The 25165-nt window shown below is 42.2% G+C and carries 22 protein-coding genes; 1 reads left to right on the top strand and 21 read right to left on the bottom strand.

The features are described from left to right. The first annotated feature begins 216 nt into the window (after positions 1 to 216). On the top strand, positions 217 to 4098 hold the full coding sequence (strH, locus tag ADH90_RS09945) for an LPXTG-anchored beta-N-acetylhexosaminidase StrH (protein WP_049531141.1): 3882 nt from the start codon (positions 217 to 219) through the stop codon (positions 4096 to 4098). Between the two features lie 46 nt (positions 4099 to 4144). On the opposite strand, the gene purB is transcribed toward strH, so the two are convergent. The 21 genes from purB to ADH90_RS09845 form a co-directional block, all read right to left on the bottom strand. Then, entirely contained in the window at positions 4145 to 5443 is a 1299-nt protein-coding gene (gene purB / locus ADH90_RS09940; RefSeq protein WP_000572897.1) for an adenylosuccinate lyase, read from the bottom strand. A 279-nt stretch (positions 5444 to 5722) separates the two neighbouring features. Beyond that, entirely contained in the window at positions 5723 to 5950 is a 228-nt protein-coding gene (locus ADH90_RS09935; protein ID WP_000615430.1) for a hypothetical protein, read from the bottom strand. An 8-nt stretch (positions 5951 to 5958) separates the two neighbouring features. Then, the gene (locus ADH90_RS09930) at positions 5959 to 6909 is read right to left on the bottom strand and encodes a ketopantoate reductase family protein (protein WP_000684300.1); all 951 of its coding nucleotides are present in this window, start codon (positions 6907 to 6909) and stop codon (positions 5959 to 5961) included. Next, on the bottom strand, positions 6910 to 8001 hold the full coding sequence (gene purK, locus ADH90_RS09925) for a 5-(carboxyamino)imidazole ribonucleotide synthase (protein ID WP_049531138.1): 1092 nt from the start codon (positions 7999 to 8001) through the stop codon (positions 6910 to 6912). After that, positions 7988 to 8476: a 5-(carboxyamino)imidazole ribonucleotide mutase gene (purE, locus tag ADH90_RS09920; protein ID WP_049531136.1), complete on the bottom strand. Its 489-nt coding sequence runs from the start codon at positions 8474 to 8476 to the stop codon at positions 7988 to 7990. The genes purK and purE overlap by 14 nt, the downstream gene beginning before the upstream one ends. Positions 8477 to 8678: 202 nt before the next feature. After that, positions 8679 to 9944 (bottom strand): phosphoribosylamine--glycine ligase, encoded by a 1266-nt coding sequence (purD, locus tag ADH90_RS09915; RefSeq protein WP_049531135.1) that lies wholly within the window; start codon positions 9942 to 9944, stop codon positions 8679 to 8681. Positions 9945 to 10065: 121 nt separating this feature from the next. Further along, positions 10066 to 11613, bottom strand: a complete 1548-nt coding sequence (gene purH, locus ADH90_RS09910) for a bifunctional phosphoribosylaminoimidazolecarboxamide formyltransferase/IMP cyclohydrolase (RefSeq protein ID WP_000166533.1) — start codon at positions 11611 to 11613, stop codon at positions 10066 to 10068. A gap of 75 nt (positions 11614 to 11688) precedes the next feature. Then, the gene (gene purN / locus ADH90_RS09905) at positions 11689 to 12243 is read right to left on the bottom strand and encodes a phosphoribosylglycinamide formyltransferase (RefSeq protein ID WP_001074680.1); all 555 of its coding nucleotides are present in this window, start codon (positions 12241 to 12243) and stop codon (positions 11689 to 11691) included. Then, complete coding sequence (purM, locus tag ADH90_RS09900; protein WP_049531134.1) at positions 12243 to 13265, bottom strand: phosphoribosylformylglycinamidine cyclo-ligase; 1023 nt, start codon at positions 13263 to 13265, stop codon at positions 12243 to 12245. The genes purN and purM overlap by 1 nt, the downstream gene beginning before the upstream one ends. A 218-nt stretch (positions 13266 to 13483) precedes the next feature. Then, the gene (purF, locus tag ADH90_RS09895; protein ID WP_049531133.1) at positions 13484 to 14926 is read right to left on the bottom strand and encodes an amidophosphoribosyltransferase; all 1443 of its coding nucleotides are present in this window, start codon (positions 14924 to 14926) and stop codon (positions 13484 to 13486) included. Between the two features lie 12 nt (positions 14927 to 14938). Continuing rightward, positions 14939 to 18664 carry a phosphoribosylformylglycinamidine synthase gene (locus ADH90_RS09890; RefSeq protein WP_049531132.1) on the bottom strand — a complete coding sequence of 1242 codons (3726 nt, stop codon included), beginning with the start codon at positions 18662 to 18664 and terminating at the stop codon, positions 14939 to 14941. Between the two features lie 207 nt (positions 18665 to 18871). Beyond that, on the bottom strand, positions 18872 to 19579 hold the full coding sequence (gene purC / locus ADH90_RS09885) for a phosphoribosylaminoimidazolesuccinocarboxamide synthase (protein ID WP_049531131.1): 708 nt from the start codon (positions 19577 to 19579) through the stop codon (positions 18872 to 18874). A gap of 168 nt (positions 19580 to 19747) precedes the next feature. Then, entirely contained in the window at positions 19748 to 21088 is a 1341-nt protein-coding gene (locus ADH90_RS09880; protein WP_049531129.1) for a bacteriocin secretion accessory protein, read from the bottom strand. A 12-nt stretch (positions 21089 to 21100) separates the two neighbouring features. Next, positions 21101 to 23254 (bottom strand): peptide cleavage/export ABC transporter ComA, encoded by a 2154-nt coding sequence (comA, locus tag ADH90_RS09875; protein WP_049531128.1) that lies wholly within the window; start codon positions 23252 to 23254, stop codon positions 21101 to 21103. 166 nt (positions 23255 to 23420) lie between these two features. Further along, positions 23421 to 23615 (bottom strand): hypothetical protein, encoded by a 195-nt coding sequence (locus tag ADH90_RS11675; protein ID WP_049531243.1) that lies wholly within the window; start codon positions 23613 to 23615, stop codon positions 23421 to 23423. Then, positions 23608 to 23844, bottom strand: a complete 237-nt coding sequence (locus ADH90_RS09865) for a hypothetical protein (RefSeq protein WP_049531127.1) — start codon at positions 23842 to 23844, stop codon at positions 23608 to 23610. The genes ADH90_RS11675 and ADH90_RS09865 overlap by 8 nt, the downstream gene beginning before the upstream one ends. Before the next feature lie 106 nt (positions 23845 to 23950). Further along, positions 23951 to 24160, bottom strand: a complete 210-nt coding sequence (locus ADH90_RS09860; protein ID WP_049531242.1) for a hypothetical protein — start codon at positions 24158 to 24160, stop codon at positions 23951 to 23953. Between the two features lie 24 nt (positions 24161 to 24184). Next, entirely contained in the window at positions 24185 to 24373 is a 189-nt protein-coding gene (locus ADH90_RS09855; RefSeq protein WP_049531126.1) for a hypothetical protein, read from the bottom strand. Positions 24374 to 24412: 39 nt separating this feature from the next. After that, a complete protein-coding gene (locus ADH90_RS09850; protein ID WP_000067700.1) occupies positions 24413 to 24583 on the bottom strand; it encodes a H354_08695 family bacteriocin-like peptide in 171 nt (56 codons plus the stop codon). 27 nt (positions 24584 to 24610) lie between these two features. Continuing rightward, a complete protein-coding gene (locus ADH90_RS11020) occupies positions 24611 to 24802 on the bottom strand; it encodes a hypothetical protein (protein WP_004236903.1) in 192 nt (63 codons plus the stop codon). A gap of 12 nt (positions 24803 to 24814) precedes the next feature. Next, entirely contained in the window at positions 24815 to 24991 is a 177-nt protein-coding gene (locus ADH90_RS09845) for a class IIb bacteriocin, lactobin A/cerein 7B family (protein WP_000180823.1), read from the bottom strand. Positions 24992 to 25165: the final 174 nt, after the last annotated feature.

Below are 25165 nucleotides of genomic sequence, written 5' to 3'. Positions count from 1 at the left end.
GCTAGCTTTTAGTAGGAAATATCAAATGACTTTAAACTATAATTTGGAGAAATTTTACTAAAAACAGAGTAAAAACTGAAAATTAGTTCAAATTAAATAACTTCTTATATTTTTTATAGGTATTTTATTAAAATACTTGACTTTACTAGTTTCAGATAATACAATGGAATCAGTTTGTGAAAACGCTACCAAAACAATAAATTAGGAGGTTATTTAATGAAACCAGAAAATAAACAGCGTTTCTCTATTCGTAAATACGCAATCGGAGCAGCTTCTGTCTTGATCGGCTTTGCCTTTCATGCGCAAGCTGTTGCCGCTGATGGAGTCGTACCTACTACAACAGAGAATCAACCCACTATCCAAGCCGCAGGAGAATCGTCTCCACAGGCCAGCGAAGAAAAACTTGAAACTAGTCCTACACCAGAAGCCGTAGTTCCTGCAGCTCCAGCGACACCTGTAACAAACACTGAAGCACCAAAAGTTGAAGCTACTCCTGCACCTGTCGTAGAAAAAACTGTTGTAGCCGAAGAAACTCCAACAAAACCAGAAGCAACTGAAGAAGTTAAGAAGACAGAATCTGAAAAAGAAAAAGTTGAAAACAAAGAAGTTACTAAAGTTGAAGCTCCTGTAGTTGCTACAGATAGAGAAGCTCAAGTCAATGAAAAACTAGCTAAAAAGAAAATCGTTTCAATCGATGCAGGGCGTAAATACTTCTCTCCTGAACAACTGAAAGAAATCATCGACAAAGCCAAACACTATGGTTACACTGATCTTCATCTCCTAGTCGGAAATGATGGCTTGCGTTTTATGCTTGATGACATGTCTCTAACTGTAGGGGACAAAACTTATGCAAGCGATGATGTCAAACGCGCTGTTGAAAATGGAACCAATACTTACTACAACGATCCAAACGGCAATCATCTAACTGAAAGCCAAATGACCGACTTGATTAACTATGCCAAGGATAAAGGTATTGGACTTATCCCATCTGTTAACAGTCCTGGCCACATGGACGCTATCCTTAATGCTATGAAAGAATTGGGTATTGAAAAGCCTAACTTTAACTATTTTGGTAAAGAATCAGCGCGTACTGTTGACCTTGACAATGAAAAAGCTGTTGCCTTCACAAAAGCTTTGATTGATAAGTATGCAGGCTACTTTGCTGGTAAGTCTGAAATCTTCAACATCGGTTTGGATGAGTACGCTAATGATGCTACTGATGCCAAAGGATGGAGCGTGCTTCAAGCCTATAAATGGTATCCAGAAGATGGATTCCCAGACAAGGGTTATGACAAATTCATCGCCTATGCAAATGACCTAGCTCGTATCGTCAAATCTCACGGTCTAAAACCTATGGCCTTCAACGACGGTATCTACTATAATAGCGATACAAGTTTTGGTACCTTTGACAAGGACATCATCGTCTCTATGTGGACTGGTGGCTGGGGTGGTTACGATGTCGCTTCTTCTAAGTTACTAGCTGAAAAAGGACACGAAATCCTCAATACTAATGATGCTTGGTACTACGTTCTCGGCCGTAATGCTGACGGGCAAGGTTGGTACAACCTGGACCAAGGTTTGAACGGTATTAAGAGCACACCGATTACTTCAATTCCAAAAACAGAAGGAGCTGACGTTCCTATTATTGGTGGTATGGTAGCGGCTTGGGCTGATACTCCATCTGCTCGCTACTCTCCATCTCGTCTATTCAAGCTTATGCGTCAATTCGCAAACTCAAATGCTGAATATTTCGCTGCTGATTACGAGTCTGCTGAACAAGCTCTGAAAGAAGTTCCAACAGACCTTACTCGCTACACAGAAGAAAGTATTGCAGCCGTTAAAGAAGCTGAAAAAGCCATCCGCTCTCTTGATAGCAACCTCAGCCGTGCTGAACAAGATACCATTGATCAAGCGATCGCAAAACTCCAAGAAGCTGTTGCTAACTTGACCTTCACTCCAGAAGCTCAAAAAGAAGAGGACGCTAAACACGAAGTTGAAAAACTAGCTAAAAATAAGGTTATCTCTATTGATGCTGGACGTAAATACTTCACGCTAGACCAACTTAAACGTATCGTTGATAAGGCTAGCGAACTTGGTTACTCTGACCTTCATCTCCTCCTTGGAAATGATGGACTTCGCTTCCTATTGGATGATATGAGTATCTCAGCAAACGGCAAGACTTATGCAAGCGACGATGTGAAAAACGCCATCATCGAAGGAACAAAATCTTACTACGACGATCCTAACGGAACTACTTTGAACCAAGCCGAAATCACTGAGCTTATCCAATATGCTAAAAACAAAGGTATTGGACTAATCCCAGCTATCAATAGCCCAGGTCACATGGATGCTATGCTTGTCGCTATGGAAAAATTAGGCATCGCAAACCCTCAAGCTAACTTTGACAAGGTTTCAAAAACAACTATGGACCTTGAAAACGAAGAAGCAATGAACTTTACAAAAGCCCTTATTGGCAAGTACATGGACTTCTTTGCAGGTAAGACTAAGATCTTCAACTATGGTACAGATGAGTATGCCAATGACGCTACCAACGCTCAAGGTTGGTACTACCTCAAATGGTATGGACTCTACGGTAAATTTGCTGAATACGCTAATAGTCTAGCTGCCATGGCTAAAGAAAAAGGTCTTCAACCAATGGCCTTTAACGACGGCTTCTACTATGAAGACAAGGATGATGTTGAGTTTGATAAAGACGTTATCATCTCTTACTGGTCTAAAGGTTGGTGGGGTTATAACCTTGCATCTCCTCAATACCTAGCAAGTAAGGGGTACAAATTCCTTAACACGAATGGAGATTGGTACTACATTCTCGGTCAAAAACCAGAAGATGGTGGTGGCTTCCTCAAGAAAGCTATTGAAAATACTGAAAAAACTCCATTTAACCAACTAGCATCAACTAAATATCCTGAAGTTGACCTACCTACTGTTGGTAGTATGTTAGCTATCTGGGCTGATCGACCAAGCGCAGAATACAAGGAAGAAGAAATCTTTGAACTCATGACTGCCTTTGCAGACCACAACAAAGACTACTTCCGTGCTGACTACAAAGCGCTACGCGAAGAACTTGCTCAAATCCCTGAAAACTTAGAAGGATATAGCACAGAAAGTCTCGATGCTCTCAAGACTGCTAAAGACGCTCTTAACTACAACCTCAACCGTAATAAACAAGCTGAGTTGGATGCACTTGTAGCTAATCTCAAAGCTGCTAGACTTGGTCTTAAACCAGCTGCCACTCACTCAGGAAGCCTCGATGAGAGTGAAACTGCTGCTACAATTGAAAATCGACCAGAGCTTCTTGTTAAGACAGAAGAAATTCCGTTTGAGATCGTTAAGAAAGAAAATCCTAACCTTCCAGCAGGACAAGAGAAAGTCATAACTGTTGGTGTCAAAGGAGAACGTACTAAGTATCTTTCAGTCGTGACTGAAAATGGCAAGCAGACAGAAACAGTTCTTGAAGATCAAGTAACGAAAAAAGCTGTCAATCAAATTGTCGAAGTTGGAACATTAGCAACACATGTAGGAGACGAAAAAGGTCAAGCTCCTGTGCTAAACAAACCTCGTGTAGTCATCGAAGATGAAGAAATTCCATTTACAACGATCACTCGCGAGACTCCTTCGCTACCAAAGGGACAAACTCGTCTAGTAACTGCAGGTGTCAACGGTCGTCGTAGCCATTTCTACTCTGTAACTACTGCTGCTGATGGATCTGAAGTTAAAACATTGGTTACTAGCGTTGTAGCTCAAGAACCAGTCGCTCAAGTGATTGAAGTTGGAAATCCTGTCATTCACCTTGGCGATGAACATGGTCAAGCTGCTATCGCAGAAGAAAAACCAGCACTAGAGATTCCAAATGTGCCAGCTCCTGTTACAGAAGAAAAACCAAAACTAGATATTCCAAATGAACCAGCTCCAGCAACTGTTCCTGCAGAGGAGAACAAAGTCCTTCCTCAAGGCCCAGCTCCTGTAGCAAAAGAAAATAAACTTCCTGAGACAGGAAGCCAAGGTTCAGAATGGTTAATTGCTACTGGTCTTATGACTGCTCTCACAGCTTACGGACTTAGCAAGAAAAAAGATTAAGCACAAATAAAAAGCGAGACAAAAATCTCGCTTTTTATTGTTATCATTAATCACCCAAGCCGATGCGTTCGAAGATCTCATCCACACGTTTGGTATAGTAAGTTGGGTTGAAGATTTCATCGATTTCTTCTTGAGTGAGGCGTGAAGTCACTTCTGGATCTGCTTCTAGAAGTGGTTTAAAGTCTACTTGATTGTCCCATGATTGGGCTGTCTTAGGTTGAACAAGGTCGTAAGCTTGTTCACGCGTCATACCTTTTTCAATCAAAGCCAACATAGCACGTTGACTGAATATCAAACCAAATGTAGAGTTCATGTTGCGGACCATGTTTTCAGGGAAAACTGTCAAGTTTTTAACGATATTTCCAAAACGGTTGAGCATGTAGTCGATCAGAATAGTCGTATCTGGTGTGATGATACGCTCAGCTGATGAGTGAGAGATATCACGTTCGTGCCAGAGAGCAACATTCTCATAGGCCGTAATCATGTGACCACGGATAACACGCGCAAGACCAGTCATGTTTTCAGAACCGATAGGGTTACGTTTGTGAGGCATTGCTGAAGAACCTTTTTGACCTTTAGCAAAGAACTCTTCCACTTCACGTTGCTCAGATTTTTGCAGACCACGAATTTCAGTTGCCATACGCTCGATAGAAGTTGCGATGCTAGCAAGAACTGCAAAGTACTCAGCGTGAAGGTCACGAGGAAGCACCTGTGTAGAGATTTCTTGAGCACGGATACCAAGCTTGTCGCAGACGTATTTTTCAACGAATGGTGGGATGTTGGCAAAGTTACCCACCGCACCAGAAATCTTACCAGCTTCCACACCAGCAGCCGCATGCTCGAAACGCTCAATGTTGCGTTTCATTTCGCTGTACCAAGTCGCCAATTTAAGACCAAATGTTGTCGGCTCAGCGTGTACACCATGAGTACGACCCATCATGATGGTGAACTTGTGCTCCTTAGCCTTATCAGCGATGATGTTGGTGAAGTTTTCAAGGTCACGACGAATGATGTCGTTAGCCTGCTTGTAGAGGTAACCATAGGCAGTATCCACTACGTCGGTAGAAGTCAAACCATAGTGGACCCACTTACGCTCTTCACCAAGAGTCTCAGAAACCGCACGCGTGAAAGCCACCACATCGTGGCGAGTCTCCTGCTCAATCTCCAAAATACGGTCGATGTCAAAGTCCGCTTTTTCACGAATCAAAGCCACATCTTCCTTAGGGATTTCTCCCAACTCAGCCCATGCCTCATCAGCCAAGATCTCCACCTCAAGCCAAGCACGGTATTTATTTTCCTCACTCCAAATATTCGCCATCTCAGGGCGAGAGTAACGTTCGATCATAATTAAGATATTAAGGGCGTTAAGCGGATACAGTCAAAATAGGAGTTTCGACGAAGAAGCGTCAGCTTCTAGGAAAAACTATCTTTTTGACCAAGTCCGTAGCCCGTATTCAGTTTTTGTGAATACGAGTACCCTTGTTCCTTTCTTTTTTGTTTATTTAATTCTATCAAAGATTGGACGTTTGAGCTCAAATTAATGGTATCCTATATCCACTTCTTTTTAGTTTTATATGCAATATTTCTTTTGATGTTTCACATCAGTTAGCAAACGGCAATCACTTTATTCAAATTCTTCTTTCCCAATCCACACAGATGGATAATGATTGAGTGTATTCAAATCTGTATCCAGCGGTAGATCATAGATAGCTAAATAGTTTTCAGGGTATTGTGCAACTAGCTCTTCATACTTAGCTTTCATTTTTTCGTGATCGCTACTAGCATACAAGACTTCGACGACTGCTCCGGTCTTCTCTTTTTCAACAAATGCGTTGACAATGAGTTGAATCATAAAACCTCCTAAATCGAAAAACCCTTCATATTTGCTTCCAGAATAGGCATCTCAACACCTAACTCCTGACCTGTCTGATAGACACTTTGACAACAGTAGAAAATATCCTGTTTATCATTGTGTAAGGTCATGATTTTTCGTGTCAGCTCATTTTTCGCAAACATGACTTTCATAGCTTTTCCTGCAATCCATGCTGGAATTTTGTAAGGCAGAAGCTCGGATTTGTAGAGCTTTAAATTCACGCCACGCGCTTCTACGACTTTCAAAGCCTCTCGAATGGCCTTGATGGCCAATGATAATTCCGAAGAACTATTCATCAAGTTCAGAGCCAGTTGTTCTGGATTTTCCAAATTCCCCGAACGAGCAGCTGTCGAAGTGACACCCGCATTAATCGCCATGTGAATCCAAATCCACTCGACCATATCATGAGGTACTTCCCACTTCAAATCTGCAGAAGCTAGTAAATCCGTCAGATCAGCATAGTTAGAAATGTGTGCTTTTTGCTCACCTTCTAGCATTAAATGATCAAACAAGACACCATCCAAATGGTCCTCTTGCATGTGACCGCCCGCTGTCGGAAAGGCCAGAATATAGTCGTAATCCCCTGCCCACTCTTGGACCTCTTTTTGAGTATCCCAGAAATTGCAGAAGAAAACGAGAGTACCTTTGATATTATTTTTTCGCAAGGTCTCCACAGCTTCTTTGACAAACCCATGGCGCACACTGAGAAAAATAAAATCATATTCCGAATCAACTTCTGCCACACGAACCTCATAGGTGTCGTGTTTGTTTTCACCTTTGGAATGATAGCGACCATCTAGCAGATCAACCGACAACTCCTTCGGAGCATTGTTTTTCTTACTATCTCTAAGTACGTGTTCCACTTGATGGCCTGCTTTTTGAAAGGCGTAGGCATAGGTGGTCCCGATGACTCCAAGTCCTAGAATCGCTATTTTCACTTAAAAATCAATCCCTTTTCCAAATTCCTCTACCTCATCCGGCACATCACTAAACAAAGTCACATGTCCCATCTTGCGATTGTGCTTCGCTTCTATTTTACCATACATGTGGAGGTGGGCGCTTGGATTTTCTGTAACATACTTTTCAGCGGCCTCGACATGTTGGCCGAGAACATTGAGCATAACGGCTGGCGCATGTAGTCTGATAGTAGGTAATGGTGCTGCGAGAACACCGAGAATATGGGTATCAAACTGCGAGAAGTCACAAGCCTCAATCGAATAATGCCCTGAGTTGTGTGGGCGTGGCGCAATTTCGTTGACAATGATGTCATCGGCCGTCGCAAACATTTCCACGCAGAGAGTTCCAGACAAGTTAAGCTGTTCAGCGATTCGCACAGCCATGGCTTTGGCTTTCTCAGCTAGATCACCAGAAATACGAGCTGGCACAATGGTCTTAGATAGAATATTGTTGCGGTGGATATTTTCCTGAATAGGGAAGACTGTCACGTCCTTACCATTACCTGACACGATGACAGAAATTTCAAGGTCGAAGTTGACAAATTCTTCTAGGACACAGTCTGCTGAATCAGCTAGTGCATAGGCTTCTTCCAAGTCTGCTTCTGAGCGAATAACCTTTTGTCCATGCCCATCATAGCCACCAGTCGCCGTCTTGAGGACATAGTTTTTAGATAGGTCGATATCTGCCAAATCTTGGCTTGAAGTCACGACCTTGTAAGGAGCTACCGTTACTTGAGCCTTATTGGAAAGGAAGTCCTTCTCAAAAATGCGATTTTGAGAAATGCGGAGCAAGTCCGTTCCTTGAGGGAGTTGCCCATCCTTGATAACAGCATCCAAACCGTCGGCATCCACATTTTCAAACTCATAAGTGAGGACATCGCAACGCTCCGCCAACTGGCGAAGAGCGTCCACATCATTATAAGGAGCCACGATAATCTCCGCCACGCGAGAGGCCGGACAATCCACTGCAGGATCCAGCGCGATAACCTTGTGACCCATGTAGATAGCAGAAATGGCCATCATCTGACCAAGCTGACCGCCACCAATAATTCCGATTGTTTTAGATGAGCTCATTTGTAGACTCCTCTGCGATTTTTCCTTGTTCTTCAGCAAAGTTAGCAAGCGCATCTGCAATGGCCTGGTCTTCTACTGAGAGGAGACGGAGGGCAAAAAGGGCAGCGTTAGTCGCTCCAGCCTCACCGATCGCCATGGTTGCGACTGGAACACCACCTGGCATCTGTACGATAGAGTAGAGCGAATCCACACCGCTAAGAACTCGTGATTTGACTGGTACACCAATAACCGGAAGGGTTGTTTTAGCAGCTACCATGCCTGGCAAGTGAGCCGCGCCCCCCGCACCTGCGATGATGACCTTGATGCCACGGCCACGTGCTTCTTCCGCATGTTTGAACATGAGGTCTGGTGTACGGTGGGCGGAAACAACTTTCTTTTCGTAAGCAACGCCGAAGCGGTCTAGGACTTCTGCTGTTTTTTGCATGGTTGCCCAGTCGGACTTTGATCCCATGATGATGGAAATTACTGGTTTCATAGTTAATAATATCCTTTTCTTTTTTGATAATGGTCTTAGGTGGTGGGGACGGAAGCAAACCTTCGGTTTCATTCCTAAACTTTGAGCCTAAGGTCTCAAAGTTTCCCCCGACCAGAACATTCACTGTGCTGGTCTTTTCACCACGGCGACCATTATCTTACTTTGGCTCGCTTTCGCTCGCCATTGACAAATATAGTATCTGTTAATCTTTTATCGCCTTGCTACCGATATCCGTACGGTAGAAGAGGCCTTCTGTGTTTTGTTTGTTGAGTTGGTTGTAGATAATATTTTGGCCGTCTTTGACAGTATCTGCTGTGGTGACTAACATATAGACACGTCCTCCGTTTGAGAGGAGGTCTTGGCCATTTTCAGCGAATTTCGCTCCAGCATAGTAAGTGACGATGTCACCATCTGTCTTAGCTGGAAGCTTGACACCCTTCTCATAAGCGAGTGGGTAGCCGTTTGATGCCACAACCACGCCCAGTGTCACACCCTTGTCTGTCCAAGTGATGGCTGGCTCTTTGCCATCCAAAATGTCAGTGATATTTTGTGCAAAGTCAGATGTCAAACGAGGCAAGATGATTTGCGTTTCAGGATCGCCAAAGCGTGAGTTGAACTCGATGACTTTAGGGCCATCAGCTGTCAAGATAAGCCCCGCGTAAAGGACTCCAAGATACGGACGACCTTCTTTGATCATACCTTCAAGGACTGGCTTGACAATAGTGTCAACCGCTGTGTCAACCACACTCTGTGGCAAGTGAGGAACTGGCGCATAGGCACCCATCCCACCAGTGTTAGGGCCTTTGTCGCCATCGTAGGCACGCTTGTGGTCCTGTGCCGTTGGCATAATGCAGAACTTATCCCCATTGACAAAGGCAAAGAGAGAGAACTCTTCCCCGTCAAGAAATTCCTCAATGACCACACGCGCACCTGAATCACCGAATTTATTGTCCAAGAGCATCTCATGAGCAGCTTCGACAGCTTGCTCAACTGTCTCAGCAACAACGACACCTTTCCCAAGGGCCAAGCCGTCTGCCTTGACGACGATTGGAGCGCCTTTTTCTTCGATGTAGGCCTTGGCTTCTTCGAAATCTGAAAAGGTCCCATAAGCTGCTGTCGGAACGTCGTATTTGACCATGATTTCCTTAGCAAAATCCTTAGACCACTCAAGCTCAGCCGCAGCCTTGGTCGGACCAAAGGCTTTGAGTCCTGCCGCATTGAAATCATCCACAATACCAGCTGCAAGAGCATCATCTGGACCGATAAAGGTCCAGGCGATATCGTTGGCATTTGCAAATTCAATCAATGCAGAATGTTCGGAAATAGAGATATTCGCCAAATCAAGTCCATCTAAGGTCATACCGTCATTTCCAGGTGCCACGAAAACTTTCTCAACGTCTTTAGACTCTAATAACTTCTTGGCAATCGCATGTTCACGACCACCTGAGCCAACAACTAACAGTTTCATCTCTCAACCTCTTTTGCGAATTATTTATTAATATTATACCATAAACGTTCGTTTTAATCTTGTTTCATTAAGCTTTTTTAAGCAAAAAAGGAAAGAAACTGTTTTCTTCCCTTTTATTTTCTTAATGTCTAAAATGTCTTACTCCTGTGAATACCATAGTCAAGCCGTATTTATCAGCAGCTTCAATAGACTCTTGGTCACGGACGGAGCCACCTGGTTGAATGATGGCCTTAATACCTGCCTTAGCAATTTCTTCCACGTTATCCGCAAATGGGAAGAAGGCATCTGAAGCAAGAACAGCACCATCAAGACGGTCTTTAGCTTGGTCAATAGCAATACGGACGGAAGCCACACGATTGGTTTGACCAGGGCCAACGCCAAGTGTCATGTGGTCATTAGTCACAATGATGCCGTTTGATTTGACGTACTTGATTGCTTTCCAAGCAAACTCAAGGGCTGTCGCTTCTGTCTCAGTTGGTTGGCGTTTGGTTACCACTTGCCAGTCAGCTGGGCTTTCTTTGACCACGTCTTGATTTTGAACGAGGAGTCCACCGACAACACCTGTGTATTCTGCTTCCACTTCACTAGCATCTTGTGCGTCAAATGGCAAGGCAAGAATGCGCAAGTTTTTCTTTTTGTTGGTCAAAATAGCTAGCGCTTCATCCGTATAGCTTGGTGCGATGATGATTTCAAGGAAAACGCCGTGCATCTTCTCAGCTGTCGCAGCATCTACCTCACGGTTGAGAACGACAATTCCACCAAAGATAGACACTGGGTCAGACTCATAAGCATAGTCCCATGCAGTCTCGATATCGTCAGCTTGACCGATCCCACATGGGTTCATGTGTTTCAAAGCCACAACGGTTGGACGTTCTTTAAAATCACGAATGATACGGATGGCAGCATCAGCGTCACGGATATTGTTGAAGGACAATTCTTTACCGTTAAGCTGTTTAGCTGAAGCAATCGAATAGGCAGTCGGCAAGGCTTTTTGGTAGAAATCTGCATCTTGTTGAGGGTTCTCACCGTAACGCATTGGTTGCTTGAGGTCATAAGTCAAAGTGAGTTTTTCAGGCTTGCTTTCACCCACTTGAGCTGTGAAGTATTCTGCAATCAAAGCGTCATAAGCCGCTGTGTGACGAAATACTTTGGCTGCTAAATGTTGGCGAGTTTCATAAGAGGTTTCGCCGTTTGCTGCCAATTCGTCCAAAACCACAACATAGTCAGCAGGATCTACCACAACTGTAACACTGGCATGATTTTTCGCTGCTGAACGAAGCATAGATGGCCCACCAATATCGATATTTTCAACTGCATCAGCATAAGTCACATCTGGTTTAAGGATAGTTTCCTTAAATGGGTAAAGGTTGACCACCACAAGGTCAATGAGCTCAATCTTGTTGTCTTTAGCCGCTTCCAAGTGGCTATCTAAGTCACGACGAGCCAAGAGTCCACCGTGGATATTTGGATGGAGAGTCTTGACGCGACCATCCATCATTTCCGGGAAACCAGTCACATCGTCGATGGCAATGGTATCAACACCGGCATTATCAAGGGCAACTTTGGTACCACCTGTTGAGATGATATCCCAACCAAGTTTTTTAAGTTCTTGGGCAAATTCAACAATGCCCGCTTTGTCTGAAACACTAATTAGTGCGCGTTTAGTCATGTTATTTCTTTTCCTTTTTTAAAAAAGTTCTTCATTTGCTACAGTCGAAAATTTTCTTTCAGCTCGAGGGCTTCCTTATTTTCGTGCAGCTCCCAAACTATCCAACACCTCTGGATACAGTTTATACTCCGCCTCATGAATGCGAGCTTCAAAACTGTCAATGGTATCATCAGCTAGTCTTGGCACACGGACTTGTTTGATAACCTTACCAGTGTCCACACCAGAATCCACCCAGTGAATGGTCACACCAGACTGGTCAACGCCAGCATTCCAAGCATCTTCAATACCATGAGCGCCTGGAAATTCTGGAAGGTAAGCCGGGTGAATATTGATAATACGTCCTTCATAGGCTGCTAGCAAGGTTGGACCGACGATTTTCATATAACCGGCCAAACAAACTAGGTCAATCTGGTGCTCATCCAAGAGCTCGACAATGGCTGCTTCGTAGTCTACCTTGCTCTCAAATTCCTTGAGTTCAAAGGCATAGGTTAAAACTCCAAGATTTTCTGCACGCTCAAGGACGTAGGCATCTCGATGATCAGAAAAGACAAACTCAACTGGAAACTGTTCTGCAATCACCTGTAAGTTTGAGCCATTGCCAGAGGCAAATACAGCAATTTTTTTAGCCATTATTTAATCACCACACTAGCATCTGTCTTCTTCACAATTCGACCGATTTCATAAACAGGTTCGTCAAGAAGTTCTTTGACACGTTCCACGTGTTCTGGCTTCACCGCAAGCATGAGACCAATCCCCATGTTGAAGATTTCAAACATTTCTTCATGTTTGATTTCACCATATTTTTCAAGGGCTTTGAAAATTGGAAGAACTGGGACCTTGCTTTCGTCAATTTCAGCAGCCAAGTCATCCGCAAACATACGTGGGACATTTTCGATAAAACCACCACCTGTGATGTGGGCAATCCCATTGACCAATTCTTCTTTGATAAGAGGCAAAACAGCTTTGACGTAGATACGAGTTGGTTCAAGAAGGACCTCTTTGAGCTTTTTGCCTTCCAATTCTGGCAAGACTTCTTCGCCTGTGTAATCCGCAAAGACACGACGCACAAGTGAGTAACCATTTGAATGGATTCCGCTTGAGGCAAGTCCAAGAATCACATCTCCTTCAGCTACTTTTGAACCGTCGATGATTTGAGATTTTTCTGCAACACCAACAGCAAAACCAGCCAAGTCATAGTCGTCTTCGCCATACATACCAGGCATTTCAGCCGTTTCACCACCGATAAGTGCTGCACCAGCTTGTACACAACCTTCAGCCACACCAGCAACAACTTGTTCTAGTTTAGCTGGTTCATTTTTACCAGTTGCGATATAGTCCAAGAAGTAAAGAGGCTCTGCCCCTGCAGCGATGATATCGTTGACACACATGGCCACACAGTCTTGACCAATGGTATCATGCTTGTCATACTTGATAGCCAGCATTAACTTAGTACCAACACCATCTGTACCTGAGATCAAAACTGGCTCTTTGACACCTGTTTTTGAAAGGTCGAACATGCCACCAAAACCACCAAGAGCTCCCATAACACCTGCACGCTCCGTACGTGCCACGTGTTTTTTGATCCGTTCAACAACTTCATAACCCGCTTCAACGTCCACACCAGACTGCGCATAAGCATTTTTATTCGTCATTTTATTCATTCCTTTTCTTTTTTTGAGAAAGACTGCGACGTATTTTTAGATAAACAATTATTTTATCTAAAAATACTAGTCAGGTCTCTAGCTTTGGTCCCATAGGAGAAAGCGTCTACTGACAAATGCTTTAGCTTTTAGTCAGTAGTGAGACGTGGCGCATAAGCATTTTTATTTATCATTTGTTTATTCCTCTTCCTTTCCTTCAATGGGGATTTTTATTCGTAAAAACTTGTTTTTTCTCCTAAACTTCTACGATATTCTTCTTCATAATCATAGAGAGGAGTTGGATAGTTCCCATCAAAGTAAGCCACACAGAGACCGCCATTTGGCGCATCTGTTTCAATCCCAATAGAGTCAATCAATCCATCAATAGAAAGATAAGTCAGACTATCCGCACCAATGATTTGGCAAGTTTCCTCAACGGTATGATTAGCCGCAATCAACTCCTGACGTGTCTGGATATCAATTCCGTAGAAACATGGATAGGCAAGAGCAGGACTCCCAATGGCAACGTGAACTTCAGAAGCGCCAGCCTCCTTCAGCAACTGAACAATCCGACGAGATGTTGTTCCTCGCACGATAGAGTCATCAATCATGACCACACGTTTGCCTTTAACGACACCAGAAACGGCAGACAATTTCATTCGAACTCCTTGCTCGCGCAATTCTTGAGTCGGCTGGATAAAGGTCCGCTGCGTGTATTGGTTCTTGATGAGCCCCATTTCATTTGGCAGACCTGATTCTTCAGCAAATCCCATAGCTGCGCTGAGTGAGGAATTTGGTACCCCAACTACAATATCAGCTTCGTGCTTGAACTCACGTGCCAATTGAGCTCCCATTCTCTTACGAGCCGTATGAACATTGACACCATGGATATTGGAGTCAGGACGGGCAAAATAGATATACTCCATGGAACAGATTGCCAGCTGAGTATCGTTTGTATAGCTGTCATACTGGATGCCATTGTCATCAACAATGACAATCTCACCTGGTTTCACATCGCGAATCCACTCGGCACCGATGACTTCAAAGGCACAGGTCTCAGATGAAACCACAACTGCTCCATTGGCCATTTTCCCGATTGACAGAGGGCGGAAGCCGTTTGGATCAAGGGCTGCAATTAACTTATCTTCAAACATCAAGAGATAAGCGAAACCACCTTTAACAAGACTGAGTGCTTCCTTAATTTTCCCCATCAGGTTTGGATTGTGGCTACGGCGAATCAAGTGAGCCAAGATTTCTGAATCAGAAGTCGAGCTAAAGATTGCTCCTCTTTGTTCCAATTCTTGCTTGAGTGATTCTGCATTGGTCAAATTCCCATTATGAGCCAAACCAAACTGCATATCGTGAAAGCGGAAGAGGAAAGGTTGGATATTGTCTACAGAAGCTTCTCCCGCAGTCGCATAGCGCACGTGTCCAATCGCTCCAGTCCCTGTCAATTTATCCAAATTAGCAGGATTTTTGAAGACTTCTGATAAAAGCCCCATATCACGATGACGCTTCAATTGTCCATGGTCATTGGAGAGGATTCCTGCCCCCTCCTGACCACGGTGCTGAAGACTATGGAGTCCAAAATAGGTCATTTTGGCAGCATCTGAGTGGCCCCAGATGCCGAAAACACCACATTCTTCATTAAGAGATTTTACTTCGTATGTCATTTTTTATACCTTTTATTTCCCAGTAAAGTATTTAACCGCTGATGCAAAGAGATGTTGATCTTTATTTCCTGGAATATTTTGGAAGAGACCGTCTTCGAAACGTTCTGAGTGACCCATCTTACCAATAATTTGACCGTTCTTGCTTGTGATACCTTCGATCGCATTGACCGAACCATTTGGATTGTATTTAGAATCCATGCTTGGTTTCCCTTCGAAGTCAACATATTGGGTAAAGATTTGACCATTGTCACGAAGCTCTGCAAATTCCTCAGCTGTCACGACAAATTTACCTTCACCGTGTGATACTGGGATGGCATGGATATCACCAACCTCAACTCCGGCAAGCCATGGTGAGTTGGTATTGGCAATACGTGTTTCAACCATCTTCGCCACGTGCTGGTTGGCATCATTGTAGAAGAGGGTTGGACTCGTACTGCTTGCATCTTCAAAGTTACCATATGGAAGAAGACCTGATTTAACAAGAGCTTGGAATCCGTTACAGATACCGATAATCAAACCACCACCTTCGATGAAGCTATCAATGGCTGCACGTACTTTTTCATTAAGCAAGATATTAACGATAAATTTAGCTGATCCATCTGGTTCATCCGCTGCTGAGAAACCACCTGCAAAGAAGATAATATTTGCTTTTTCGATATTGTCAACCATGGTGTCAACAGACTTGACAATCGCCTCTTCGTTCAGTGTTACAAATGGTACCAAGTTGACTTTTGCACCTTCTTTTTCAAAGGCCTTAGCTGAATCGTACTCAGAGTTCGTACCTGGGAATACTGGGATGTAAACCACTGGTGTCTCAACTGTTTCTTTAGCTTTGATCACAGCGTTTGATGCTACAGCAGGTACTTCTTCCAACTCAGTTGCTTGTGCAAATTCCGTTGGGTAAACTTCTTCCAATTTACCTTGGAAGGCACTGTCAAGTTTGTGTCCATCAAGCGTTACACCATTGACAACCAGTGTAAAGTCAGACACTGTTTGTCCAATCTTGGCAACACCTGCAATTTCTTCAGGCGATGTGAAGGCGAATCCACCCAATTGGGCTGTCAAGCTAGTGTCAAGGTCAGCTAATTCAACGTTAGCACCGATATGGTTACCAAATGTTGCAAGGGCAAGAGCTTCAACGACACCACCATATTTGACAGCTGATGCTGCTGTCACTTTATGGTCAGCTTGAATGGCTTCAAATTGAGCAAAGTTAGACTTGATAAGATCAAAGTCAATTTCTTGCGCCAAAGCTTGACCTGGAATATAGTAAATATTTTCACCAGCAGCTTTGAATTCTGGAGAAAGAACCTTACGGCTATCTGCAGTTGTTACCCCAAAAGCAACCAAGGTTGGTGGTACTGTCAATTCTTCAAAGGTACCAGACATAGAGTCTTTCCCACCGATAGATGGCAAGCCAAGTTGAATCTGAGCTTCGATTGATCCAAGAAGAGCTGATACTGGTTGACCAAAACGCTCTGCTTGTTTATCCATACGCTCGAAGTACTCTTGGTAAGAGAAGCGAGCCTTAGACCAGTTGGCACCAGCAGCAACCAAACGAGCTGTTGCTTCGATGACTGCATAGGCAGCACCATGATATGGAGACCATTCTGCTACATAAGGGTTGAATCCTTGCGCCATGACAGAAGCCGTATGAGTCACACCATGTTGGACTGGCAATTTCTGTACAGAAGCTTCCGTTGGTGTGATTTGGTAGCGACCACCGAGTGGGTGATTGACTGTTGAACGACCAACTGAACTATCAAAGATGGTTTGTAACCCTTTTTGACTTGCATGGTTCAGGTCAGCCAAGACTTCAAGAGTATCAGCTTCAAGGGTTTCGGCAGATGTTTGACGTTCTTCTGGAAGCTTGACATCCTTGTCAACCACCTTAGCATCTACGACTACACGTACACCGTTTGTATCAAGGAAACGACGTTCCAAATCAACGATTGTTTCACCATTCCAGTGCATGACAAGGTTTGGTTTCTCAGTCACCGTCGCAACGACAACAGCATCAATATTTTCTTTGTTACATTCTGCAATGAAGACATCCACATCTTTTGGACGAACCACCACGGCCATACGTTCTTGAGACTCAGAGATGGCAATTTCTGTACCGTTCAAACCTTGGTATTTCAATGGCACTTTGTCTAGATCAATTTCAAGACCATCAGCCAATTCACCGATAGCCACACAGACACCACCAGCACCAAAGTCATTTGATTTCTTAATCAGACGGGTCACATCCCCATTACGGAAAAGACGTTGAATCTTACGTTCTTCGATGGCATTCCCTTTTTGAACCTCAGCACCAGCTGTTTCAACAGATTCAACCGTTTGAACTTTAGAAGAACCTGTCGCACCGCCGACACCGTCACGTCCAGTCTTACCACCAAGCAAGATAATCACATCGCCAGCTTCAGGCTTTTCACGGACAACATTTTCCTTAGGAGCTGCACCGACAACGGCACCTAGCTCCATACGCTTAGCAACGAAACCTGGGTGGAAGTATTCACGAACATAAGTTGTTGCAAGACCAATTTGGTTACCGTATGAAGAATAACCGTGAGCCGCTGTTTTAGAAATCACTTGTTGTGGCAATTTACCAGCACGTGTTTCTGAAATCGGGGCTGTAATATCACCAGCGCCTGAGATACGCATGGCTTGGTAAACGTATGAACGACCTGACAATGGGTCACGAATGGCACCACCGATACAAGTAGCCGCTCCACCAAATGGCTCAATCTCCGTTGGGTGGTTATGAGTTTCGTTTTTGAACATGAGAAGCCATGGTTCTTTCACACCATTAACATCCACTTCAATTTCAACTGAGCAGGCATTGATTTCATCAGACACTTCCATGTCTTCTAAACGACCATTAGCACGCTCATAACGACCAAAAATAGTCGCCATATCCATCAAGGTTTGAGGTTTTTCGGTACGTCCCAACTCATCACGCATGGCAATATACTTGTCATAAGTCGCTTGCAATTGTTTTTCAAATTTAGAAGCTGAGAAGTCGATGTTTTTCAACTCAGTTTCGAAAGTTGTATGACGGCAGTGGTCAGACCAGTAAGTATCCAAAACCTTCAACTCAGTCTCAGTTGGTACACGTCCAATAGATTTGAAGTAATCTTGAATGAAGAGAAGGTCATCCACTTCCATTGCCAAGCCTTGCTCAGCCTTATACTTGGCAAAATCTTCTGCCGTATAGCTTTCAAAGAAATCCAAGTTTGGAATGGTCTTGTCAGACTCAGAGAAATCCTGTTTCTCAATGCCAACAGTGATATCTTTGAAACGAGAATCCACTGGGTTCAAAAGGTAGTTTTTGACAGCTTCCAACTCATTCGCATCAATATCCTTGTTAACCAAGTAAAGTTGCGCTGTGTTCACTGTTACATCATTTGAACTACCCAACAAAAGCAAAGCTTCTTGTGAAGATGCCGCACGTTGGTCAAATTGACCAGGCAAACTTTCGATAGCAAAGAAAGCATACTTCTCAAGATCAGCCTTAACCGCAGCTTCATCCAAAACAGTATCAGTCACTTGCTCAGAGAAGATATGTTTTTCCGCACGCGCAAACAAGTCCTCTGCCAAACCAAAAACATCGTAAACCTGAACAATACGAAGATCATTCAAGGTTTTCAACTGAAGATTATGCTGTAATTCTTTTACTAAAGAGTGAGATTTCACACGAAAATCAGCTTTTTTCTCAACGAAAATACGTTTATCCATTTTATTTCCTTTATTTCTATTCAAATAGGTTATCGAAGACGAAGGTTTTCCGTTTCAAACAACTTATTTCAAGCCTTGCAATTTTCCAATACAACTTCATAAACATCTGTCAAGCTACCAAGATCACGACGGAGTGAAAAGGTTTAGTAGACCTTTTCAGCCTGAGTCCTTTTACTTGAAAGACGAAGGTTTTCCGTTTCAATCAAGTTACTTCAAGCCCTGCAATTTCTCTAACACAACCTTATAAACATCCGTTAGGCTGCCCAAATCTCTACGGAAAACATCCTTGTCCATATGGTGCCCTTCAGCATCCCAAAGACGGCAGTTGTCTGGTGAAAATTCATCTGCCAAGATAATTTTGCTATCCTTATCAAAACCGAATTCCAATTTAAAGTCAATCAAACGAAGACCAATTTGTGCAAACCAATCTTTCAGCAATTCATTGATACGACGCGTTTCTTCCTTGATATAAGCAATTTGTTCATCATTGGCAATATTCAAGAACTTCACATGCTCATCATTGATAAATGGATCATCCAACTCATCGTTCTTGTAGTAAAATTCAACGATTGGAGTTTCTAAGTCCAAACCTTCTTCCACGCCAAAACGTTTTGAGAAAGAACCTGCAGTCACGTTACGAAGAACAACCTCCAAAGGAATGATGGTCACCTTCTTATTGAGTTGTTCTGTGTCAGAAATACGTTCGATAAAGTGTGTCGCCACACCAGCCGCATTCAATCTTTCGAAAATAAGAGACGAAATCTGATTATTGAGCACACCTTTCCCCTCTATGGTCTCTTTGCGAGCTCCATTCAGCATAGTGGCCTGGTCCTTGTAGACCGACTTAATCACATTTTCGTCTTCTGTAGTATAGATATCTTTAGCTTTTCCCGTATAAATAAGTTTACTGGACATTTTCTTGTTCGCCTTTCGCATTACTTTACATCATTCTAACACAACAGACACTAAAAATCAAATATTACACGAACTATATTTTGTATAGTATCTGAAAAAGTACAGAAAAATCGCAAACGATTTTTCATTTGCGATTTTCTAAGATTGATTTGAGTTAGAATGCGAACCTTATTCTTGTTTCAAAAAACGATCAAGATAGTAGCGTAAAAAACTCTTCCTACCTGTAATCATAGTCAAACGACCTTCAAGTCCATAACGAAGTTTTTCTGCTTGTTCAGCATTCAAATCCGTCTCTGCCTCTAATTTAAAGAAATTGCCCTTTTCTGTCTGAGTCGCACTGGTATCGATATTCGTAATCTTGGATGTCAACACTAGCTGCTTATTGGCATCTGTTACTGTTGTAAATCTTACCTCATTTCCATGCTTGAGATCAGCCACTTCCTTAGAACTGACATAAGCTGTCAGTTTTGCCTTCCTCTCTCTAGCCAACTGTGGAAAAAGGTGAGCGAGGATAGTTCCTTCTGGAATGATGGTAGATCGACTATGCTCAGGATTCAAATGTAGAACACCATCTTCTGTTGCTGTAATTTTCCCCTTCTCTAAAAGATTTCCTTGAATCTTTTTACCTGACTCCACTTCAAGAATTTTCTGATCCAAGAGCGTTAATTCCTGGCCTACCTTGGCTAGTTGCTGAGATTTTAATGACTCCAACTGACTTCCCAATCCAGATGCATACGCTTGCTGGGCTCCTGAACCTGCATACTGTACTCGATAACCTGCAAGAGTTGACTCCAACTGAGTGATTTGAGCATCTAGCTGAGATAAGGCCTGCTGTTTGGCTTCCGATCCCTGCTCCTTTGTCGACTGATAAATAGCATAAGCTGGATGATCACTCTCTAAGTATCCATCACCCTGAATAGCAGACTTGGCTTGCTGATATTCTTTAATTTTGGACTGGGTTTCACCGATGAGATTGCCTAACTCTGCCTGACTACCACTAGCTGCTGCATTTTGAGATGATATACTAGCATTTTGTTGCTCAACCTGACTTCGCAGACTAGCAGCTTGATTTAGATAATCTAAAAAACTATGCTGATAGCCAAATTTATCTGCTTCAGGAAATTGATCACTTCCTGCTTGAAGGCTTGCTTTTAAATACTCCAGTTGAACCTTCTGATCCTTGAGCATTTCCAACTGACTGGCATAATTCTCAGCCTGAACGGCTTCTGCTCCCTCTTGGTATTGAACGAGAAGATCCCCTTGCTTGACAAACTTATTTTCAGCCAAATGATTCGCCACAATCTTACTATTACTACTAGACTGAATGGTAGCAATGATACGAGCAGGTTCTACCGTAGCTCCAGCTGTCAAGCTTATCTCCTTTTGTGCAAAGATTGAAAAAACTAGCAAGAATAGAAACAAGATAAAACTTGGAAAAATCACATAACTAGAAAAATTATGGTAACGACGATTGTAAAACTCAGCACTTTCTAAAAATTCTGATTGCATCTTTTCTCCTCTCTAACTATTCACCAAGTGGGCATAAAAACCACCCTGAGCCAGTAAATCCATATGTGTACCCTCTTCGACAATCTTGCCCTGATCCAAAACGACAACCTTCTCTGTCCGCTCAGCAATGGTCAAACGATGGGCGATGAAAATCAAGGTCTTATCCAAAGCCATGAGATTATCGACAATTCGCTTCTCGGTCAAAATATCTAGACTGCTGGTCGCCTCATCCAAGATCAAGACAGGCGCATCGGTCAAGAGAGCACGCGCCAAAGCGATCCTCTGACGTTGCCCACCTGAAATGCCCGCTCCATCCGAAGTCAATTCTGTCTGGTAATTCAGTGGCATGCGCTCAATATCCTCCCGAATCTCTGCCAACTCCACTGCTCTCAAGATATCCTCCTGGGTCGTCCCCTCCTTAGCTCCGAGGAGAAGATTCTCCAAAATCGTCCCATTGAAAACATAGGGCTGCTGAGGCAGGTAGTTGATATACTGGCGCAGAGCCTTTTTATCAATCTGATTGAGATTGACACCACCCAGACTAATCTCCCCCTGACTAGGATCATAAAAATTAACCATCATCTTAGCCAAGGTCGTCTTACCCGATCCTGAAATTCCTACAAAAGCCACTTTAGAGCCTTGCGGAATGGTTAGATTGATGTCCGACAAGACATCTCGACCATAGCCATATTTGTAGTGAACCTGCTTGAAATCCATATCTCCTTCTAGCAAGCTCAAATCTGAGACTGTTTTCTTTTCCTCAAACTCAGATGCAACCAGATAAACTTCATTGAGACGGTTATTGGCTACCTGCGCTGTCTGAAGTTTGGTTTGCAGGTTGATGATATTTTCCAATGGATTTGTAAAGTAAATAAGCAAGGTATTATAGGTAATCAACTGGCCCAAACTCATCTTATTATCCATGACTAGGAGAGCCCCCATCCAGAGAATGGCAACATTGAGCAAGAGTTGGGCAAGCTTTTTCAGAGCCTTTTGCTGACTTTCTGCCCGACTGTAAGTAAAAGATTTTTTCAGATAATCTACAAATTCCTTGTCAATCTTTTGGTAGCGTGAACTTTCACTAGTTAAGGACTTGATAGTCTCAATGCCATTGATGTCCTCAATGATAGAAGAAGACAGAACCGCATTGGCTTCCATAGTTTCCCGATTCATCTTTTCAAAGGGTTTCATAAAAGCAAAGATAATCACTGTGTAGATAGGAAGGGCTAGTAAACTCATGAAAAAGAGATTGCTATTCTGCGAAAATAGAACTACTGAAATAATCAAGACAGTAGATACATCCAAAAAGATTGATAGAATAGTCGAAGCCAGTGCATCGATGATACTATTGGCATCCGTGAAACGAGACACGATTTCCCCTGTCCGTCGTGTCGCAAAAAAGGACATAGGTAAATGAAAAACGTGCTTGATGTAGGATAAAATCACGTCAATTGACAAGCGTTGCCCCAAAACAAGTAAAAGATACTCCTGGGCATAAGATAAGATTTGCTGAAGGACATAAACGATGACTAGCCCTATCGAAATAATTCCCAGTGTCGAGCGCATCTGATCTGGTACATAAGTATCAATGATAGACTGCAGATAATAAGAACCCACAATGTTAATCAAGGTCACCAAGAGGGTCGCCAAAACGATATTAACAATCAAACCTCGCTGTTTCACTAATATAGGGATAAAGGAAAGCAGACCATTTTTTTGTTCCTTATGAGGCTGATAACTCGGAGATGGTGCCATAAAAATAGTGATTCCTGTCCACTCCTTGGCAAAGCGCTCACGAGAAATCTTGGTCAGCTTAACACTAGGATCTGGATCAGCAATATGAATGTTGTTCTTGTCCTGCCCAGTCACCACATAATAATGGAGCAATTTCCCTTCCTTAAGCACATGAGCCACAAAAGGAAAAGTTACATCCGGCAAATCAAACAAGGTCATGTCCGCCTTTATTGCTCGCGTCTCAAAACCTATCTCCTCAGCAACCTTGACTAAGCCTAAAGCCGTAGTCCCATCCATGGTCGTCTTGGCCAACTCTCGCAAGTGAGCCAGAGAATAATAACTACCATAATAACCAAAGACCATGGCTAATGAAGCCACACCGCAGTCCATCTGGTCTACCTGAGGACGATAATGCCGTTTACTAAATTTCATATCTTACTCCTTTTCCTAACAATCTCCAAAAAAACTTTGTAAGATTATTTTATCCAAACAAAGAAGCAAAAAGAAAATTATTTCTAAAAAAACAATAACTGCACCTGAACAGCACTTTTCCCTAAATAAAAATAGGTAGAACAAACATTCTACCTAAAATATATATTTATAAAGATTTCTTTTTCTTCCTAATTCCTTTGTCAATCATGTACAAAACGATAATCGAAAACAGCGGTGGTACAATATGACTCTTTTCACTCATTGTCAGCTGAAATCCAAGTGTTGTTAGTATTTTGAGAATAAACATATTCATCAGCAATAAGAAAAGGAATGTTAGAAAGATTTTTAAAGTCTTATTCATTTCCATCCTGATTATCTTCTTTACCTCTTATTTTCTGGATAGCATGATATTTTACTGCTATGTAAATGATTAAAAGAAGTAGGGGATAAGAGAATAAATCTGAAAGCTCCATGAAATTTATGTTATACTTTCCTAGCAATAGTTTATAGTCTATTAAAACTTGCATGATAGAAAGTACAATACGTACTAGTAGAAGCAAGCCTAATAATATCACTTCTTTTTTAAACATACGAATATCTTTCTAACTAAAATCAGACTACAGTTCATCAGCTTAACACCCCAACATTCCTCAAGATTGCCCTAATACTGGAGCCACAAAGTTCAAATTCATTTTATCAACCTTTATCATATTTTTCTTCACTTCTATAAAGTAAAATAAATACTATCAAGAATAGTGAAATTGTAGGCATGTCAAAATTTTCAAACCATGTAGGTAGATTTATTTTGTTTACATCAGCGACTATTCTAACAATGATATAAACCATCGAACTGCAGCATACAGTAAACTCTAGCCAAGCTTTTTGTAACACTTGAACGACTTTCATCTCAAACTCCATTTTGATGGTCCATCAATTCCCAATCTTACTTCCTTTTGTTTGATACTTGTATCCTACATAAAACAGACCAAGCAGAATTGGATAGTTTTCTGGATAAAACAAGGTATTGATCGGTTTTTTCAAAATCAAATACGTTGCGATATAGATAATGACTGACACGATAAAATAACCTTCAGCAAATCCTAATAAAAATGTTTTCATAGCAGACTCCTGCTTTCTTATAAAGAATTTACTAGCTTTTTATCCACCTCGTGATGCCGACTGATAACCATTATACGCACCCCAAGCTAATAGTCCAACAGACAAAATACCACCACCAATTAAAAGTACTACTCCTCCACCATTGACTTCTTGCAGTTCAACATCACTTAACGTAGTATAATTTTGTTCAATAGTTTGTAAATTCGACATGTTTATCCTCCATTTTAATAATAAAAATTAGTTTTCTTTTAATACACCAATAATAATCATCAATACACTCATAACAAACGCAGACAACAGTCCTTTAGTAGTACTATTGAAAAAAGGTCTATCAAAAACATAATAATTATATGCAGATAATCCTAAACCAACGGCAGTCACCACAATTGTAATAACGAGTAGTATAATCCAAAATGTTTTCTTGCTCATATTTATCAAAAACTATGGATGAGTAATATAGTAGAACGTTTTACCAGCAGCTTCACCAACTTGGTAAATCCCCCAACCAATTGCAATACCCACAGAGACTACCTCCCAAGCAATTCCCCCATCCACTTCCATTAGCTCTTCTTCCGTAAGAGCTACAAAGTTCTGTTCCATTTTATCAAAGTTTGTCATTTGTTTTCTCCTTTATTTTTATATTTGTGATTTCTAACCTTTAAACCATTTTAAAAGCCAAATTGGATAAATAACTGAAATAATCATTCCTAATCTCCTTCCTCTTCTTCTCATTTGTCTATTCGAGAAATCATTTTAAAATAAACAGCTAAATCAAATTTATTTTAAAAACCA

The sequence above is a fragment of the Streptococcus pseudopneumoniae genome, from assembly GCF_001073085.1.
Lineage (GTDB): Bacteria > Bacillota > Bacilli > Lactobacillales > Streptococcaceae > Streptococcus > Streptococcus pseudopneumoniae_M.
This window is presented reverse-complemented; position numbering and strand designations above follow the sequence as displayed.

What these genes read in the sequence shown, in the direction of transcription:
- strH (WP_049531141.1), top strand. Translation starts at nt 217, where the DNA reads ATGAAACCAGAAAATAAACAGCGTTTCTCTATTCGTAAATACGCAATC.
- purB (WP_000572897.1), bottom strand. Translation starts at nt 5,443, where the DNA reads ATGATCGAACGTTACTCTCGCCCTGAGATGGCGAATATTTGGAGTGAG.
- ADH90_RS09935 (WP_000615430.1), bottom strand. Translation starts at nt 5,950, where the DNA reads ATGATTCAACTCATTGTCAACGCATTTGTTGAAAAAGAGAAGACCGGA.
- purK (WP_049531138.1), bottom strand. Translation starts at nt 8,001, where the DNA reads ATGAGCTCATCTAAAACAATCGGAATTATTGGTGGCGGTCAGCTTGGT.
- purE (WP_049531136.1), bottom strand. Translation starts at nt 8,476, where the DNA reads ATGAAACCAGTAATTTCCATCATCATGGGATCAAAGTCCGACTGGGCA.
- purD (WP_049531135.1), bottom strand. Translation starts at nt 9,944, where the DNA reads ATGAAACTGTTAGTTGTTGGCTCAGGTGGTCGTGAACATGCGATTGCC.
- purH (WP_000166533.1), bottom strand. Translation starts at nt 11,613, where the DNA reads ATGACTAAACGCGCACTAATTAGTGTTTCAGACAAAGCGGGCATTGTT.
- purN (WP_001074680.1), bottom strand. Translation starts at nt 12,243, where the DNA reads ATGGCTAAAAAAATTGCTGTATTTGCCTCTGGCAATGGCTCAAACTTA.
- purM (WP_049531134.1), bottom strand. Translation starts at nt 13,265, where the DNA reads ATGACGAATAAAAATGCTTATGCGCAGTCTGGTGTGGACGTTGAAGCG.
- purF (WP_049531133.1), bottom strand. Translation starts at nt 14,926, where the DNA reads ATGACATACGAAGTAAAATCTCTTAATGAAGAATGTGGTGTTTTCGGC.
- ADH90_RS09890 (WP_049531132.1), bottom strand. Translation starts at nt 18,664, where the DNA reads ATGGATAAACGTATTTTCGTTGAGAAAAAAGCTGATTTTCGTGTGAAA.
- purC (WP_049531131.1), bottom strand. Translation starts at nt 19,579, where the DNA reads ATGTCCAGTAAACTTATTTATACGGGAAAAGCTAAAGATATCTATACT.
- ADH90_RS09880 (WP_049531129.1), bottom strand. Translation starts at nt 21,088, where the DNA reads ATGCAATCAGAATTTTTAGAAAGTGCTGAGTTTTACAATCGTCGTTAC.
- comA (WP_049531128.1), bottom strand. Translation starts at nt 23,254, where the DNA reads ATGAAATTTAGTAAACGGCATTATCGTCCTCAGGTAGACCAGATGGAC.
- ADH90_RS11675 (WP_049531243.1), bottom strand. Translation starts at nt 23,615, where the DNA reads ATGAATAAGACTTTAAAAATCTTTCTAACATTCCTTTTCTTATTGCTG.
- ADH90_RS09865 (WP_049531127.1), bottom strand. Translation starts at nt 23,844, where the DNA reads ATGTTTAAAAAAGAAGTGATATTATTAGGCTTGCTTCTACTAGTACGT.
- ADH90_RS09860 (WP_049531242.1), bottom strand. Translation starts at nt 24,160, where the DNA reads ATGAAAGTCGTTCAAGTGTTACAAAAAGCTTGGCTAGAGTTTACTGTA.
- ADH90_RS09855 (WP_049531126.1), bottom strand. Translation starts at nt 24,373, where the DNA reads ATGAAAACATTTTTATTAGGATTTGCTGAAGGTTATTTTATCGTGTCA.
- ADH90_RS09850 (WP_000067700.1), bottom strand. Translation starts at nt 24,583, where the DNA reads ATGTCGAATTTACAAACTATTGAACAAAATTATACTACGTTAAGTGAT.
- ADH90_RS11020 (WP_004236903.1), bottom strand. Translation starts at nt 24,802, where the DNA reads ATGAGCAAGAAAACATTTTGGATTATACTACTCGTTATTACAATTGTG.
- ADH90_RS09845 (WP_000180823.1), bottom strand. Translation starts at nt 24,991, where the DNA reads ATGACAAACTTTGATAAAATGGAACAGAACTTTGTAGCTCTTACGGAA.